General features: G+C 45.2%; 17 protein-coding genes, 1 tRNA gene, 1 other RNA gene and 1 other annotated feature. Of the genes, 13 read left to right on the top strand and 6 right to left on the bottom strand.

The features are described from left to right. Positions 1-19: 19 nt before the first annotated feature. Positions 20-970 carry a YaaC family protein gene (locus K3G25_RS20385; RefSeq protein WP_029974873.1) on the bottom strand — a complete coding sequence of 317 codons (951 nt, stop codon included), beginning with the start codon at positions 968-970 and terminating at the stop codon, positions 20-22. A gap of 120 nt (positions 971-1,090) precedes the next feature. Here K3G25_RS20385 and guaB point away from each other — a divergent pair, with 120 nt between their 5' ends. The 5 genes from guaB (at position 1,091) to serS (ending at position 7,331) form a co-directional block, all read left to right on the top strand. Continuing rightward, positions 1,091-2,557, top strand: a complete 1,467-nt coding sequence (guaB, locus tag K3G25_RS20390) for an IMP dehydrogenase (RefSeq protein ID WP_003150717.1) — start codon at positions 1,091-1,093, stop codon at positions 2,555-2,557. Positions 2,558-2,709: 152 nt separating this feature from the next. After that, the gene (gene dacA, locus K3G25_RS20395) at positions 2,710-4,041 is read left to right on the top strand and encodes a D-alanyl-D-alanine carboxypeptidase (RefSeq protein WP_011996156.1); all 1,332 of its coding nucleotides are present in this window, start codon (positions 2,710-2,712) and stop codon (positions 4,039-4,041) included. Between the two features lie 196 nt (positions 4,042-4,237). Further along, positions 4,238-5,122 carry a pyridoxal 5'-phosphate synthase lyase subunit PdxS gene (gene pdxS / locus K3G25_RS20400; protein ID WP_003150714.1) on the top strand — a complete coding sequence of 295 codons (885 nt, stop codon included), beginning with the start codon at positions 4,238-4,240 and terminating at the stop codon, positions 5,120-5,122. Positions 5,123-5,143: 21 nt separating this feature from the next. Then, a complete protein-coding gene (pdxT, locus tag K3G25_RS20405) occupies positions 5,144-5,734 on the top strand; it encodes a pyridoxal 5'-phosphate synthase glutaminase subunit PdxT (RefSeq protein ID WP_007615126.1) in 591 nt (196 codons plus the stop codon). 52 nt (positions 5,735-5,786) lie between these two features. Then, positions 5,787-5,999: a binding site (T-box leader), on the top strand. Between the two features lie 54 nt (positions 6,000-6,053). Continuing rightward, positions 6,054-7,331, top strand: a complete 1,278-nt coding sequence (serS, locus tag K3G25_RS20410; protein ID WP_017419504.1) for a serine--tRNA ligase — start codon at positions 6,054-6,056, stop codon at positions 7,329-7,331. A 10-nt stretch (positions 7,332-7,341) separates the two neighbouring features. Here the strand turns inward: serS and K3G25_RS20415 are convergent, their stop codons facing one another. Then, complete coding sequence (locus K3G25_RS20415) at positions 7,342-8,487, bottom strand: glycerate kinase (RefSeq protein ID WP_232489502.1); 1,146 nt, start codon at positions 8,485-8,487, stop codon at positions 7,342-7,344. Positions 8,488-8,704: 217 nt separating this feature from the next. Between K3G25_RS20415 and K3G25_RS20420 the strand changes: the two genes are divergently transcribed. After that, positions 8,705-8,797 (top strand) — tRNA-Ser (locus K3G25_RS20420). Between the two features lie 130 nt (positions 8,798-8,927). On the opposite strand, the gene dck is transcribed toward K3G25_RS20420, so the two are convergent. The 4 genes from dck to K3G25_RS20440 form a co-directional block, all read right to left on the bottom strand. Further along, a complete protein-coding gene (gene dck / locus K3G25_RS20425) occupies positions 8,928-9,581 on the bottom strand; it encodes a deoxyadenosine/deoxycytidine kinase (protein WP_007615132.1) in 654 nt (217 codons plus the stop codon). Next, complete coding sequence (gene dgk / locus K3G25_RS20430; protein ID WP_014416710.1) at positions 9,578-10,201, bottom strand: deoxyguanosine kinase; 624 nt, start codon at positions 10,199-10,201, stop codon at positions 9,578-9,580. The genes dck and dgk overlap by 4 nt, the downstream gene beginning before the upstream one ends. Before the next feature lie 95 nt (positions 10,202-10,296). After that, positions 10,297-11,580: a glycoside hydrolase family 18 protein gene (locus K3G25_RS20435; protein WP_232489764.1), complete on the bottom strand. Its 1,284-nt coding sequence runs from the start codon at positions 11,578-11,580 to the stop codon at positions 10,297-10,299. A 70-nt stretch (positions 11,581-11,650) separates the two neighbouring features. After that, on the bottom strand, positions 11,651-12,202 hold the full coding sequence (locus K3G25_RS20440; protein WP_269770604.1) for a cysteine hydrolase family protein: 552 nt from the start codon (positions 12,200-12,202) through the stop codon (positions 11,651-11,653). Positions 12,203-12,284: 82 nt separating this feature from the next. On the opposite strand from K3G25_RS20440, the gene tadA reads away from it, so the two are divergent. The 7 genes from tadA (at position 12,285) to K3G25_RS20475 (ending at position 16,467) form a co-directional block, all read left to right on the top strand. Continuing rightward, positions 12,285-12,767: a tRNA adenosine(34) deaminase TadA gene (gene tadA, locus K3G25_RS20445; RefSeq protein WP_007615141.1), complete on the top strand. Its 483-nt coding sequence runs from the start codon at positions 12,285-12,287 to the stop codon at positions 12,765-12,767. 84 nt (positions 12,768-12,851) lie between these two features. Continuing rightward, an RNA gene (ffs, locus tag K3G25_RS20450) (signal recognition particle sRNA large type) lies at positions 12,852-13,116 on the top strand. A 133-nt stretch (positions 13,117-13,249) separates the two neighbouring features. Continuing rightward, the gene (gene dnaX, locus K3G25_RS20455; protein ID WP_029974839.1) at positions 13,250-14,941 is read left to right on the top strand and encodes a DNA polymerase III subunit gamma/tau; all 1,692 of its coding nucleotides are present in this window, start codon (positions 13,250-13,252) and stop codon (positions 14,939-14,941) included. Between the two features lie 24 nt (positions 14,942-14,965). Beyond that, a complete protein-coding gene (locus K3G25_RS20460) occupies positions 14,966-15,289 on the top strand; it encodes a YbaB/EbfC family nucleoid-associated protein (RefSeq protein ID WP_003150700.1) in 324 nt (107 codons plus the stop codon). Positions 15,290-15,303: 14 nt separating this feature from the next. After that, positions 15,304-15,900, top strand: coding sequence for a recombination protein RecR (gene recR / locus K3G25_RS20465; RefSeq protein WP_003150697.1), 597 nt, complete (start codon positions 15,304-15,306; stop codon positions 15,898-15,900). A gap of 18 nt (positions 15,901-15,918) precedes the next feature. Continuing rightward, positions 15,919-16,143 carry a YaaL family protein gene (locus K3G25_RS20470; protein WP_007408755.1) on the top strand — a complete coding sequence of 75 codons (225 nt, stop codon included), beginning with the start codon at positions 15,919-15,921 and terminating at the stop codon, positions 16,141-16,143. Between the two features lie 60 nt (positions 16,144-16,203). After that, entirely contained in the window at positions 16,204-16,467 is a 264-nt protein-coding gene (locus K3G25_RS20475; RefSeq protein ID WP_003150686.1) for a pro-sigmaK processing inhibitor BofA family protein, read from the top strand. The last annotated feature ends 160 nt before the right edge of the window (positions 16,468-16,627 follow it).

Consider the following 16,627-nt stretch of genomic DNA (forward strand, 5'->3'; position numbering starts at 1 on the left):
TATGAGCTGCCTTTTTTGTTTATAAGTATTGCTTCAGGAAATTAGAAACGTAATACGGAAATTTGCGTTCCGTGACCTCTAAGAACCGGCGGATCATTACATAATCATCACTGACATGCTGTGTCAGCAGTTCATACCACCACTCCGTTTCATATCTCGCAATCATTCCGATATTGTAGAGAACCAAATAATGAATAATCATTTCCGGAAGATGCAGGAAGTGATCACGCTGAGAGGGAATGTAATATTGGTTTTTCTCCAAGTGAAACAATAAATTTGGCGAAGACCAAGGTTCTCTGTCTATCGGGTCAGCCTCAAAAACCAAGTGGTTATGGTCTTTCCTCAGAAAAGACCACTTCAAATGATGGCTGATATATTCAGCAAAGCGGGAATCAGACATATTGTAATGAATCACCGCATGCTCAGGCACTGAAATAAGGTCATCTTTCAGCTCTACTCGGGTCAGCCAATTCTTTTTCCCTTGGAAGAAAAAGACAGTATGCAATTCAGGTATGGCTGTCAGCAATTTCTTCATCGTATACCGTTCCTCCTCAAGACCAGCTATTCCGAATAAGTGCTTCATTACATGAATACATAAGCCATTGCGCTGCACCTTCACTTCATCATCCCTAAAGGAGTAATTTTGCTTTTTGCGTTTCCGGGCAGTCACGCCATGCGCGAGTACTGAGGCGTGGCTTGGATAGCTTGGATCTGTGGTCAGAAGGCAGGCTTTCAGCAATTGTGACATCCCGTAAAACAACAGAATAGGCTTAATTTCTAAAGGGGAAAGAGATGCCTGCTTATAAAAGGACTCGGCGTGTTTGATAAAGAATATGAAACGCTCACTGTTCTTAAACGCATATCGTTTTGGTTCTTCCATGCCGCTATCTGTATAGACTTTATTTAGAAATTTCTGGGAAGATTCTACGGAATAAAATAATGATAACTCTTTCCACTCATGATCTCTCATACGTATTTTTAAACCCTTTCCTTTATCTAAATATTTCAACTCTTTTTCGCTTCCTTGACATGCTGTTTTCTAGTTGATAATCTACATATAATATTTTGCCGAAAAGAGGGGGATTTACTAATGTGGGAAAGTAAATTTTCAAAAGAAGGCTTAACGTTCGATGATGTACTGCTCGTACCGGCTCAATCAGACGTACTTCCGCGTGATGTGGATTTATCTGTTGAACTGACAAAGACGTTAAAGCTTAATATTCCTGTCATCAGTGCGGGAATGGATACAGTAACAGAATCAGCTATGGCGATTGCGATGGCCAGACAGGGCGGCTTGGGCATTATCCATAAAAACATGTCCATCGAACAGCAGGCTGAACATGTTGACAAAGTCAAACGTTCTGAACGGGGCGTTATTACAAATCCCTTCTTTTTAACACCTGATCATCAAGTATTCGATGCGGAGCATTTGATGGGTAAATACAGAATTTCCGGTGTTCCGATCGTAGATAATAAAGACGATCAAAAGCTTGTCGGTATCATCACAAACCGTGATCTTCGCTTTATCTCTGATTATTCAATGAAAATCAGTGATGTCATGACAAAAGAAGAGCTGGTTACGGCTCCTGTGGGAACCACATTAGACGAAGCAGAAAAAATCTTACAGAAACATAAAATTGAAAAACTTCCGTTAGTGGATGACCAAAACAAATTAAAAGGTCTTATCACGATCAAAGATATTGAAAAGGTTATCGAATTCCCGAATTCATCTAAAGATGAACACGGACGCCTTATTGTCGGCGCTGCGGTAGGTGTGACAGGCGATACAATGACACGCGTCAGCAAGCTTGTTGAAGCGAATGTCGACGTTATCGTGGTTGATACGGCTCACGGACATTCCAGAGGCGTACTGAACACAGTTGCGAAAATCCGTGAAACATATCCTGAACTGAACATTATCGCGGGAAATGTTGCAACGGCTGAAGCGACAAAAGCTCTGATTGAAGCCGGAGCAAATATTGTAAAAGTGGGAATCGGACCTGGTTCTATCTGTACGACACGCGTCGTTGCAGGTGTAGGCGTACCGCAGATCACTGCCATTTATGATTGTGCCACTGAAGCGAGAAAACACGGCGCGACAATTATCGCAGACGGCGGTATTAAATTCTCAGGAGATATTACGAAAGCGTTGGCTTCAGGCGGACATGCCGTAATGCTCGGAAGCCTGCTTGCCGGTACTTCAGAAAGCCCGGGAGAGACTGAAATCTATCAAGGCAGAAGATTTAAAGTGTATCGCGGTATGGGTTCTGTCGCTGCCATGGAAAAAGGCAGTAAAGACCGATATTTCCAAGAAGAAAATAAGAAATTCGTCCCTGAAGGTATCGAAGGACGGACTCCATACAAAGGTCCTGTAGAAGAAACAGTGTATCAGCTTGTCGGCGGTCTTCGTTCAGGTATGGGATATTGCGGTTCAAAAGACTTGCGCGCTTTAAGAGAAGAGGCTCAATTCATCCGTATGACAGGTGCCGGTCTTCGCGAAAGTCATCCGCATGATGTCCAAATTACGAAAGAATCACCAAACTACACAATCTCATAATTGTTACAAATAAAAAACATTTGACAGGGTCGCTGACTCTGTCTATTTTTTTTATATCGAGTGTGATAAAATTTATACTGTTGTGTTTTGAATTTGAATATGTCCTTAACGGCTTAATTATAGATTTAAAATGAATGACGGAGGTCGTAAGATTGAACATCACGAAATGGAAACAGCTGTTGGTGTCATTAGTGGTACTGGCACTGGCCGCAACTTGCTTTGTTCCGATGTCTAAAGCGGAGGCAGCCGGCAATGACCCGATTGATGTCAACGCATCAGCTGCGATAATGATTGAGGCTTCATCGGGAAAAATTTTATACAGTAAAAATGCAGACAAAAGACTGCCGATTGCCAGCATGACAAAAATGATGACTGAATATCTGCTTCTGGAAGCCATTAAAGAAGGAAAAGTGAAATGGGATCAAACGTATACTCCTGATGATTATGTCTATGAAATTTCTCAAGACAACAGTTTATCAAACGTCCCCCTTCGAAAAGACGGCAAATACACGGTTAAAGAACTGTATCAGGCTATGGCGATTTACTCTGCCAACGGAGCCGCGATTGCAGTTGCCGAAATTCTTGCCGGAACTGAAACAAAATTTGTCGCTGAAATGAATGCGAAAGCCAAAGAATTAGGTATGACAAACTATGATTTTAAAAATGCCACAGGGCTTGTGAATGAAGACCTTCACGGCAAGCAGCCGCAAGGAGAAGGCGTTAAAGAAGAAAGTGAAGTTTCTGCTAAAGACATGGCGCTTCTTGCAGACCGCCTGATCACTGATTATCCGGAAGTTCTCAAAACAACAAGCATTGCTAAGACGAAATTCAGAGCCGGCACTGATGATGAAATGGACATGCCGAACTGGAACTTCATGTTAAAAGGTCTTGTTTCTGAATACCCTGGCGTTGACGGCTTAAAAACGGGTTCTACTGATTCTGCGGGATCTTGTTTTACAAGCACAGCACAGCGGAACGGAATGCGGGTCATCACCGTTGTATTAAACGCAAAAGGCAACCTGCATACCGGACGTTTTGATGAAACGAAAAAAATGCTCGATTACGCATTTAACAGCAATTTCTCAATGAAAGATCTTTACCCTGAAGGCTCTCAAGTAAAAGGGCACAAAACGATTGACGTTGAAAAAGGGAAAGACAAGCAAGTCGATATTGTTACTGACAAGGCGCTTTCTATTCCTGTGAAAAGCGGGGATGAAAAGAACTATAAAGCCGAAGTGACTTTAGATAAAAAAGAAATCACGGCTCCTGTGAAAAAGGGAACGAAAGTCGGAACGCTGACAGTTACATACAAAGGCAGTGACAAAGACTATGGCTTCCTCAAATCCAAAGAGTTCAGCGTGAATCTTGTAACGAAAAATGATGTAGATAAAGCAAACTGGTTTGTTCAGATGATGCGCGGCATCGGCGGATTCTTCTCCGGAATCTGGAACAGCGCCGTTGACACGGTAACAGGCTGGTTTTAAGAAATAAGAAAGAGCTCTGATGAAAGTTAGGGCTCTTTTGCTTAATATACTGAAAAAAACAAATTATTAGTAAAAAATGATATCTATCTTATTCATCTCGCTGTAAAATAAGAATACCCATATGAAATATTGTATTTCTGGGATACAATAAGAGATGGAAATTATCTAACTATACATTGACTAGGGGGACCAAATAATGGCTCAAACAGGTACTGATCGTGTAAAACGCGGCATGGCGGAAATGCAAAAAGGCGGCGTCATCATGGACGTTGTAAATGCTGAACAAGCGAAGATTGCGGAAGAGGCGGGAGCTGTTGCCGTAATGGCGTTAGAACGCGTTCCGGCTGATATTCGCGCTGCCGGCGGTGTTGCCCGTATGGCTGATCCGACAATCGTTGAAGAAGTAATGAATGCTGTATCCATTCCCGTAATGGCAAAAGCGCGTATCGGACATATCGTTGAAGCGCGTGTCCTTGAAGCAATGGGAGTAGATTACATCGATGAAAGTGAAGTTCTGACTCCGGCTGACGAAGAATTTCATTTAAATAAAAATGAATATACAGTCCCGTTCGTATGCGGCTGCCGTGATCTCGGCGAAGCAACGCGCCGTATCGCCGAAGGAGCTTCCATGCTTCGTACAAAAGGCGAACCGGGAACAGGAAACATTGTGGAAGCTGTCCGCCATATGAGAAAAGTAAACGCACAAGTGCGCAAAGTTGTTGCGATGAGCGATGATGAGCTGATGACTGAAGCTAAAAACCTCGGCGCTCCTTATGAACTGCTTCTTCAAATCAAACGTGACGGCAAACTGCCTGTAGTGAACTTTGCTGCCGGCGGAGTAGCGACGCCTGCTGACGCGGCATTGATGATGCAGCTTGGCGCTGACGGCGTATTTGTCGGTTCAGGTATTTTCAAATCAGACAACCCTGCTAAATTCGCCAAAGCAATTGTTGAAGCAACGACTCATTACACAGATTACAAACTGATCGCTGAGCTTTCTAAAGAATTAGGCACAGCAATGAAAGGAATCGAAATCTCAAATCTATTGCCGGAACAGCGTATGCAAGAACGCGGCTGGTAAAATCATAGGAGAGCTGGAAGCATGTTAACAATTGGTGTACTTGGACTTCAAGGAGCAGTAAGAGAACATATTCGTTCAATTGAAGCATGTGGTTCAAAAGGTGTCGTCATTAAGCGTCCTGAACAGCTGAATGACATCGACGGCTTAATCCTGCCGGGCGGGGAAAGCACGACGATGCGGCGTTTAATGGATACGTATCATTTTATGGAGCCGCTTCGCGAGTTTGCCGCCCAAGGCAAGCCGATGTTCGGCACATGCGCCGGTCTGATTATCTTAGCCAAAGAGATAGCGGGAACGGATAACGCTCATTTAGGGCTGTTGAACGTTGTCGTCGAGCGTAATTCCTTTGGCCGTCAGGTCGACAGCTTTGAAGCTGATCTGACGATTAAAGGCCTTGATGAGCCGTTTACGGGTGTATTTATTCGCGCGCCGCATATTTTAGAAGCCGGAGAAGATGTTGAAGTGCTTTGTGAGCATAACGGACGCATCGTGGCTGCAAAGCAGGGGAATTTCCTCGGCTGCTCGTTCCATCCTGAACTGACGGATGATCACCGGGTGACAGAGCTGTTTGTGAAGATGGCGGAAAAGCATAAGCAGGAAACAGCTGTATAAAACAGTTGAAAACCGCTGATACTTATAGTACATTATAAACACAAATAAAGATCGAAAAGCGTTGACAGGAAGCAGTAGGGAGCCTCTCTTTCAAAGAGAGCCGATGGGTGGTGCGAATCGGTGAAAGATGCTGTCCGAATCCGTCCTTGAGCGAAATGCTGAAAACAAGTAGGCATTTACGGGAAAACCGTTATGTGTTAAAGCGGGAAGCAAGTGTGAGCTTGTTTTCAATCAGGGTGGCAACGCGAGAGCTCTCGTCCCTTTTAGGGGATGAGGGCTCTTTTTTATTTTCGATAAAAACAGATAGGAGTTGTTAGGCATGATTGATACGAAGGTGCTGAGAGCCAATTTTCAAGAGGTAAAAGCGAAGCTCATTCCAAAAGGCGAAGACTTATCTGACTTTGACAAGTTTGAAGAGCTGGACGAAAAGAGAAGAGAGCTTATCGGTAAAGTAGAAGAACTGAAGGGAAAACGCAATGAAGTGTCTCAGCAGGTCGCCGTTTTGAAACGGGAGAAAAAAGACGCTGATCATATTATTAAAGAGATGCGTGAAGTGGGCGAAGAAATTAAGAAGCTTGATGAAGAGCTTCGTACTGTCGAAACGACGCTCGAAACCATCCTTCTGTCTATTCCGAACATCCCGCACGATTCAGTGCCCGTCGGGGAAACGGAAGATGATAACATTGAAATTCGCAAGTGGGGAGAGGCGCCGGCATTTTCATATGAGCCGAAACCGCATTGGGATATCGCAGACCATTTAAACATTCTTGATTTTGAACGCGCTTCAAAAGTAACAGGCAGCCGGTTTGTGTTTTATAAAGGATTAGGCGCCCGCCTCGAACGCGCGCTCTACAACTTTATGCTGGATCTTCACGTTGATGAATATGATTACACGGAAGTCATTCCTCCTTATATGGTAAACCGTACGAGCATGACAGGTACGGGACAGCTTCCTAAATTTGAAGAGGATGCTTTTAAAATCAGAGAAGAGGATTATTTCTTAATTCCGACGGCGGAAGTGCCGATTACAAATATGCACCGCGATGAAATCTTATCCGGTGAGAACCTGCCGATCAATTATGCCGCATTCAGCGCTTGCTTCCGTTCAGAAGCGGGGTCTGCCGGCCGTGATACACGCGGTTTGATCCGCCAGCATCAGTTCAACAAGGTTGAGCTTGTGAAATTCGTGAAGCCTGAAGATTCTTATGAGGAGCTTGAAAAACTGACAAATCAAGCCGAGCGGGTGCTTCAGCTGCTCGAACTGCCGTATCGTGTCATGAGCATGTGTACCGGTGATCTCGGCTTTACAGCCGCGAAAAAGTACGATATTGAGGTATGGATTCCAAGCCAAGACACATACCGTGAAATTTCTTCTTGCAGTAACTTTGAGGCCTTCCAGGCGAGACGCGCAAACATTCGATTCAGACGCGAAGCGAAAGGCAAGCCGGAGCATGTGCATACATTAAACGGTTCAGGTCTTGCAGTCGGCAGAACAGTAGCTGCCATCTTAGAAAACTATCAGCAGGAAGACGGAAGTGTCATTATTCCGAAAGTGCTTCGTCCTTATATGGGAAATAAAGAAGTCATCAACCCGTAAAAGGTGCGCCCTAGAGGCGCGCCTTTTTTGCTGCCCGGTATAGAGCGGCGGCATTCCGGGCTGTGCTTTCAAGGTTAAAACGGCCGGATGCTAAGGCGTCTTCAAGACTTACAGCACCCGGCACGATAGAAAATACAGCTGTTATTCCTGCGCTGTAAACATGCTCGAAATTTTTGCCTAAGGAGCCTGCCAATGCGATAACGGGAATTTCTTGAGCAGATGCGCGTGCGGCGATCCCGACGGGGGTTTTGCCGAATATCGTTTGTCCGTCTATCTGCCCCTCTCCGGTAATGACAAGGTCAGCGCCTCTTATCTGATCTGAGAAGGACAGTGTATCTAATACAACATCAATCCCGCTTTGAAGTTCTGCCTGTAAGAAAGCGATCAGTCCGGCGCCCAGTCCCCCTGCGGCGCCCGCGCCTTTTACGGTATCCGCTTCGATATGGTGCTGACGTCTCAATACGTCAGCGAAATGGCGTAAGTTGCGATCCAATACAACTTTAGTCTTCTCGGACGCCCCTTTTTGCGGGCCGAAGACATATGACGCGCCGTTTTCACCGGTCAGAGGATTTTCGACATCACATGCGGCGCGAAAACGGATATGTCTCAGATCAGGAGAGAGACCGCCTATATCAATAGAAGCTAGGGTGTGCAGAGCGCCTCCGCCGTCAGGTATCTCCTGACCTTCCTTATTTAAGAAACGCACACCGAGCGCGCTCGCCATTCCTGTTCCGCCGTCATTGGTTGCGCTCCCGCCAAGCCCGATGATGATCTCACCCGCCCCGCGGGAAGCTGCATCTGCTATCAGTTCACCCGTTCCTCTTGTCGTTGTGTGCAATGGATCTCTGAGATGGCGGGGAACGAGATGAAGTCCCGATGCTTCCGCCATTTCAATGACTGCCGTGCGTCCGTCTCCCAGAAGTCCATATGCGGCGTTTACCGGCGTTCCCAGCGGACCGGTCACAGTTTTTTTGATGATGCTTCCGCCAGTGGCATCCGTCAAAGCCTGAACGGTTCCTTCTCCGCCGTCGGCCGCGGGTATCTTGATATATTCCGCGTCAGGGAAGACCGCTTTGAATCCTATTTCTATGCTGTCAGCGGCTTCTTTCGATGTCATGCTTTCTTTGAAAGAATCGGGTGCAATGATGATTTTCATTATGTTCTCCACCTTTATGAGCAGGTTATCTGTTTGAATCTATTCTTGATTTTTACTGTGTTTTCCTGCCCGTATGGCATACTGAGGTTGAATTGAACGCAAGACTTTTGTATGATAGTAAAGCTGACGGACAAGCCGTTTAAGAAATGAAATAAAAAATATGAAAAAGCGCTTGACTGAAATTTAGGTCATGTGGTATATTATTAAATGTCGATACGGAGGAATACCCAAGTCTGGCTGAAGGGATCGGTCTTGAAAACCGACAGGGGTGTCAAAGCCCGCGGGGGTTCGAATCCCTCTTCCTCCGCCATATTGATTTTAAACCTAATGAAACTCGAGCATATATTGGAGATTGTTTTGTCCGCTGCATGTGATGCAGCGGATTTTTTATATGCAAAAAAAGCGATTTTCTCTGTTCGGGGAAAATCGCTTTATTATTTTTATTTGTTTCTGTTTTCGTTGATCACGTGACTGATTTTTTCGATCAAAGGTTCCAGTGACTGTTCATCAGCTTCAAGGTCATAATCTTCAATGCGTACTTTCAGCACAGGGCAGGCGTTAAAACCGCTGATCCAGTCTTCGTACCGTGTATACATCTCTTCCCAATAGGAGCGGTTTGTCTGCAGCTCCATCTCGCGGCCCCGCTTTTCAATCCGGTTTATAATGTTTTCAAGGTCGCCTTCTAAATAGATCAAAACATCAGGATGCGGGAAGTACGGCGTCATGACCATCGCCTCAAATAGGCTTGTGTATGTTGTGTAATCTGTCAGCGACATGGTTCCTTTATCGGCATGCATTTTTGCGAATATGCCTGTATCTTCATAAATCGAACGGTCCTGCACAAATCCGCCGCCTGATTCAAACATGTTTTTCTGCTCTTTGAACCGCTCAGCCAGAAAATAAATTTGCAAATGGAAGCTCCAGCGTTCAAAATCGTGATAAAACTTCTCTAAATAAGGATTTTCATCCACTTCTTCGAGTGAGGTATGAAACCCGAGCCGTTTTGCTAAAGCTTTGGTCAAAGTCGATTTTCCGACTCCTACCGTTCCCGCTACTGTGATAATGGCGTTGTTTGGAATATGAATGTCTTTCATTTAATAAGCTCCTTTACCTGACGGGCAATTCTTTCATAGTCTGTCTTATTCAAAACAAAGTCTTCAGTATCACCGTCAATGGTCAGTACAGATATATCCGGATCTTCTTCCTGAAGCTGTCTGATGGCTGTGTCGTAATCTGCAATGAGACGTTCCAGATATTGATGTTCGATATTTTTCTCAAACGGGCGCCCGCGTTTTTCAATGCGTTGAAGCAATGTCGGCAGGCTTGCCTTTATGTATACAATAACATTCGGTTTCGGCAGGTCGTGAGTGAGCAGATGATAAATCTGCTTATATTTCTCAAGCTTTTGGCCGTGCAATGTACGCTCTGCGAAAATAACATTTTTATAAATATGATAATCGGACAAAACGGGCTGTCCTTGTTTTAAATAATCTCGATCGGTGTCTTCAAGCTGTTTATACCTGTGACATAGAAAAAACATTTCAAGCTGGAAACTCCACTCCTCGATATTGTCATAAAACTTATCGAGATAAGGATTGTCTTCCACAATCTCATTAATCATAGGAAAACCGAGCTCTTCAGAAAGCATCGTAGCGAGTGTCGTTTTTCCTGCCCCGATAGGACCTTCTACCGCGATAAAAGGGGCTCTGTTCATTGAAAATCCTCCTTAATTCTGCAAACATCCGTCAGCTGCCGGCCTATATATTGTATCACACTCTCAGAAAAGCCCATGAAAAAAGACGCTTCCAATTAACGAAACGTCTCTTTTACAATATGAAATTGATCGTTGAGCAAAAGCCAGTTTTGCGGGAAAGAAAGGCCGAGTTTCCAATAGCTGATCCCTCTTAAATGCAGTTCTTTAATTAAATTGAATTTCGCTTGAATGGACCGGGCATCTTCAAACCATACTTCATGCCGTCTCTGATTTTCATCCGTGTAACGAAAGAATGGAGCCTGGGCGGTTTCGTCATATTGAATGTCGACTTTATGGCGTGCTGCCAGAGCGATTGCCTGCTGAGGACTGACGGCTTTCGCTGTCGTTCCCTGTTTGAAAGGCAGTGTCCAATCGTAGCCGTACATATTCTGGCCCATGACGATTTTTGAAGAAGGCATTTCCGTCAGTGCGTACTCAATGACATTTCTTACAGGGCCGATAGGTGATACGGCCTGAGCCGGGCCTCCGCTGTATCCCCACTCATATGTCATGATCACGACAAAATCGACGATTTCTCCATGTGCCCTATAGTCATGTGCTTCGTACCATTTGCCGGCCTGAGTCGCGCTCGTTTTCGGAGCAAGCGCCGTTGAAATCTTCCAGCCTTCCCGATGAAAAATCGTTCTCGCTTCACGTAAAAAACGATTGTAGGCTTCTCTGTCCTGTGGACGTAAATATTCGAAATCAAAGTGAATATCGCGAAAGCCGTGCTTTTTAGCCGTGGAGACGATTTCCTGAAAAAGTTTTGTTTTCACTGTATTGTCATTCAAGATGAGCCGCCCGAGTTCATCGCTGAATGCGTCATTTTCAAGGTTGGTGATGATCATCATCAGTGTGGTGTTGTGCCTGTCACTGATGCTTTTTAAATTGGTCAGAGGCGGTTCCTTTAAAGTCCCGTTCCGCTGCACTTGAAAACTGAATGCGCCGAGGTATGTTAAATAAGGAGAGGCCTCCCTTGCCGCCTGCTGCAGATTAGCGCTTACGCTCGTTCCCCGCGGTTCTATATATGCGTTTGATTCGATATCGGGCTTATTCGCCTGCTGCGGAATGTAAAGGCGGGTTCCGACTCTCAATGTGGTGCCGGGCTGAATTCCGTTCACCCTCGCAAGCTCCGCGGCCGATGTATGAAAACGGCCGGCGATTGCCTCGAGAGTATCACCTTGTTTCACTTCGTAATATTGACCCTCAATCGGGATGACAAGGGTTTGTCCGACAACCAATGTATTTGGATTAGGCAGTTTATTTGCTTCCGCAATGACATTTGCGGCTGTCCGGTAGCGCGCCGCAATAGCGGAAAGCGTGTCGCCCCGTTTCACTATATAGATCTGAATGAAAAACGCCTCCTTTCATATCCGCTATCAATATATGAAAAAAGGAGGCTGATCATGTTTATTTTTCGGCGGTAATTTGTTTTTCCGTGGTTATTTCTGCGAAGAGAACATTCTCCATCATGGTCAAAGCGAAATCATTGTCTTCGTCGTTATTGGAAGCGATGCAGTCTTTCGGAATGGTAATGCTGTATTCTCTCATATAGGCGTCGTTGGCCGTAAACAGCACACAAATGTTCCCGGCAATCCCCGTGATGATTAATCGGTTCACTTGTAATTCAGTCAGAAGGGTGTGAAGCGCCGTTTCGTAAAAAGCGGAATGCTTCGGTTTAATGAGAAAATAATCATCCGGCTGAGGCGAAATATCTTTTATAATGGGGGCGCTTCTGTCGTTGCTGCATTCCTCCCTGATGGCATCAATATCAGCCTTCCAGAGTCCGTAATGATCATTAATATAAATAATCGGCCAGTTGCTTTGTTTTGCATGCTTCTTTAATGATAAAATACGGGGGACAATTTGTTTGGTTTTTTCAGCAAGTCGTTCGCCCATATCAAATTGAAAATTGTTAATCATATCGACAATCAGAAGGGCTGTGTTGTTAGGTTCAGACAATACTGGCAACTCCTTTCTGCTGGGGTATTCCTATTTTAACCTTTATGAGACATGAAAAAACTTAAGAAGAGAGCTCGAACCTATGAATGATGAATATTATATGAGAGAAGCCATAAAAGAAGCGAAGAAAGCCGAAGCGAAAGGTGAAGTGCCGATCGGAGCAGTTCTTGTTCTGCACGATGAGATCGTGGCGCGGGCGCATAATCTACGGGAGACTGAACAGAGGTCGCTTGCCCACGCCGAAATGCTGGCGATAGACGAAGCGTGCCGTAAGCTGGGGACATGGAGACTTGAGGATGCCGTTCTTTATGTCACTTTGGAGCCGTGTCCGATGTGCGCGGGAGCCGTCGTGCTTTCGAGAGTCGATAAGGTCGTATTCGGCGCATTTGATCCCAAGGGGGGCTGTACAGGAACGCTGATGAACCTCTTGCAGGAAGAGCGGTTCAACCACCAAGCGGAAGTGGTGAGCGGCGTGCTCGGAGAAGAGTGCGGAGAAATGCTCAGCGCTTTTTTCAGAAAGCTGCGCCGGCAAAAGAAAGACATGAGGAAAAAGTTGTCTGAGTAGTACGGTTGCATTTTCTGCCTGAAGCAGATATACTTATGTGTGCATCATGAATGGTGCGCATATCAAAATTTGATATTTATTTTGCCGTGCTAAGCGGGGAGGTAGCGGTGCCCTGTACCCGCAATCCGCTCTAGCGGGGCCGAATCCCTTCTCGAGGTTCGTTTACTGTAAGGTCTGCCTTAAGTAAGTGGCGTTGACGTCTGGGTCCTGCGCAATGGGAATTCATGAACCATGTCAGGTCCGGAAGGAAGCAGCATTAAGTGAAACCTCTCATGTGCCGCAGGGTTGCCTGGACTGAGCTAACTGCTTAAGTAACGCTTAGGGTAGCGAATCGACAGAAGGTGCACGGTAAATCAATCATCAAATTTCAGACTCACCTGTTTATGGCAGGTGAGTTTTTTCGTATATGAAAAACGGGTTTTGGCGTTAAAAGCACGTTCATGTATAATAAACATGATGAATAACAGAGGAGGGCGCATCCTGTGGGTTACCAAGCTTTATATCGAGTATTTAGGCCTCAGCAGTTTGAAGATGTGGTCGGACAGGAACACATTACGAAAACGCTGCAAAATGCCCTTTTGCAAAAGAAATTTTCTCATGCATATCTGTTTTCTGGACCGCGGGGAACGGGAAAAACCAGTGCAGCTAAAATATTTGCGAAAGCAGTCAACTGTGAGCACGCCCCCGTAGAAGAACCGTGCAATGAGTGTGCGGCGTGCAAGGGGATCACAAACGGCTCTATATCAGATGTGATTGAAATAGATGCGGCGTCGAATAACGGCGTAGACGAAATCCGCGACATCCGTGACAAAGTAAAATTCGCCCCGTCGGCCGTCACCTACAAAGTATATATTATAGATGAGGTGCATATGCTCTCTATCGGCGCATTCAATGCGCTTCTGAAAACGCTGGAAGAACCGCCGGCACATTGCATTTTCATATTAGCTACGACTGAGCCTCATAAGATTCCTTTAACCATTATCTCCAGATGTCAGCGTTTTGACTTCAAACGGATTACATCCAAAGCAATCGTCGGACGAATGAAGACAATCGTCGATGCAGAGCAGCTGAAGGTGGAAGAAGGAGCCCTTGATATCATAGCGAGTGCTGCGGACGGAGGAATGAGGGACGCGCTGAGCCTGCTCGATCAAGCCGTATCATTCAGCGGCGAGGAGCTGTCGGTGGATGACGCATTGCTCATTACCGGAGCCGTTTCTCAGCACTATATTGGAAAACTGGCATCTGCTCTTCACCACAAACAGGTTTCCGAGGCATTGGAAACACTGAATGAATTGCTCCAGCAGGGGAAAGATGCGGCCAAACTGATTGAAGATATGATTTTCTATTTCAGGGATATGCTCTTGTACCAGGCCGCTCCCGGTTTAGAAGGAGTCCTGGAGAAGGTGAAGGTCGATGAAACGTTTCGGAATCTGAGCGGTGACATACCGGCTCCTGCTTTATATGAGATGATTGATATCCTGAATAAAAGCCATCAGGAAATGAAGTGGACGAACCACCCAAGAATCTTTTTTGAAGTGGCTGTCGTGAAAATATGCCAGACGGCACAGCAATCCGCCGGAGACATCCCTGAGGTCGGCATGCTGATGAATAAGATCCAGCAGCTTGAGCAGGAAGTAGAAAGGCTGAAAACCTCCGGTGTGAAGGTTCAGATGGAAAGCGCTCCGAAAGAAGCTCCGCGTCCTCAAAAAGGCGGAAAAAGCCATTATAAAGCTCCGGTCGGAAGAATTCATGAGATATTGAAGGAAGCCACAAGACCTGATCTTGAACAGCTTAAAAGCAGCTGGGGCAAGCTGCTGGCACACCTGAAACAGCAGAATAAGGTGTCTCATGCGGCTCTTTTGAATGACAGTGAACCGGTGGCTGCTGCTCAAAAGGCATTTGTGCTTAAATTTAAATACGAAATCCATTGTAAAATGGTTGCAGAAGACAATAACGGAGTCCGTACGAATCTTGAACAGATTCTCGAATCAATGCTCGGGAAAAGAATGGATTTGATTGGCGTTCCGGAAGCACAATGGGGTAAAATAAGAGAAGAATTTTTAAATGATCACCAGCAGGAAAGTGAAGGATCAAACGAACCGGCTGAAGAAGATCCGCTGATTGCAGAGGCGAAAAAACTTGTCGGAGCGGATTTAATCGAAATAAAAGACTAATAAGATGAAAGAGAGTGATTGAATATGCGTGGCGGAATGGGAAACATGCAAAAAATGATGAAACAAATGCAAAAAATGCAAAAGGATATGGCGAAGGCTCAGGAGGAGCTTGCTGAAAAAGTGCTTGAAGGCACAGCGGGTGGCGGTATGGTGACTGTAAAAGTCAACGGCCAAAAAGAAGTTGTAGACGTTGCCATTAAAGAAGAAGTCGTTGATCCGGAAGATATCGAAATGCTTCAGGACCTGGTTCTTGCTGCGACAAACGATGCCCTCAAAAAAGTGGATGACATGACGAATGAGACAATGGGACAATTTACAAAAGGAATGAACATACCGGGTTTATTCTAGGGGGATAAATAAACATGCAGTATCCTGAACCAATATCAAAGCTGATTGACAGCTTTATGAAATTGCCAGGGATCGGACCGAAAACAGCGGTTCGTCTGGCTTTTTTTGTTCTAGGTATGAAAGAAGACACAGTATTGGATTTTGCTAAGGCGCTTGTCAATGCGAAGCGGAATCTGACATATTGCTCAATTTGCGGACATATAACAGATCAGGACCCTTGTTATATATGTGAGGACACAAGGAGGGATAAGTCTGTTATTTGTGTCGTGCAAGACCCTAAGGATGTGATCGCAATGGAGAAAATGAAGGAATATAACGGCCAGTATCATGTTCTTCACGGCGCGATTTCACCAATGGACGGCATCGGCCCGGAGGATATTAAGATTCCGGAGCTGCTGAAACGTCTTCAGGATGACCAAGTGACAGAAGTTATTCTCGCAACCAACCCTAATATTGAAGGGGAAGCAACAGCGATGTATATATCAAGGCTGTTAAAGCCCTCAGGCATCAAGCTCTCCCGTATTGCCCACGGTCTGCCCGTCGGCGGTGATTTGGAATATGCTGATGAGGTCACTCTTTCAAAAGCTCTTGAAGGAAGACGTGAATTGTAAGGGAGGAAAAGGCAAGGCATGGGTTTTCTTCGCAGAAATACATTAAGAAAAGAGTTTGATGAGAAGCTGATAGAACAGCTCTTTAAACAAAAAGAAGAATGGAACAGACAGAAGAGTCTGGTCGAGAAAAGTCTCGAGCCCTCCGCTGAGGTGTTGTTTGAGCTGAAAGTCGCTGAATCTAAGTACTTTTTTTATTTGAAAGAAGCGAAGCAGCGGAATTTGAAAATGAGCAGATGGAAGTAAGAGGTCTATTCTCCGGGATCTTCTCATAAGCTTGTACTAAACAAGCGAGGGGGAAGATTCATGGAGCCTTTTTTCATTATCGGTTTGATTGTCGGTCTGGTTGCTTTGCTTTTTTTATGGGGAGTATCTTCAAAACCGCTAAGATGGATTGGTGTGACTGCGATTAAGTTTATTGCCGGTGCGATTTTGCTGGTGGGTGTGAACTTGTTCGGGGGCAGTCTCGGTATTCATATCCCTGTTAACCTGATTACAACGGGCATCAGCGGGATTCTGGGGATTCCCGGCATCGCGGCTTTGATAGTCATTAAACGCTTCATCATTTAATTTGTCGATTATTGTTGACATGTTGGATCAAGGGTGGTATTCTAATATACGTCGCTGATGACGAAACGAATTCTTAAAAAAGAAATTTTAAAAAGTTATTGACGGCATTGAAGTTGATATGTTAAAATAATTAAGTCGCTTCAAGAGTGATGGACAAAGT

The sequence above is a fragment of the Bacillus sp. FCW2 genome (assembly GCF_021228595.1).
Classification (GTDB): Bacteria; Bacillota; Bacilli; order Bacillales; family Bacillaceae; genus Bacillus; species Bacillus velezensis.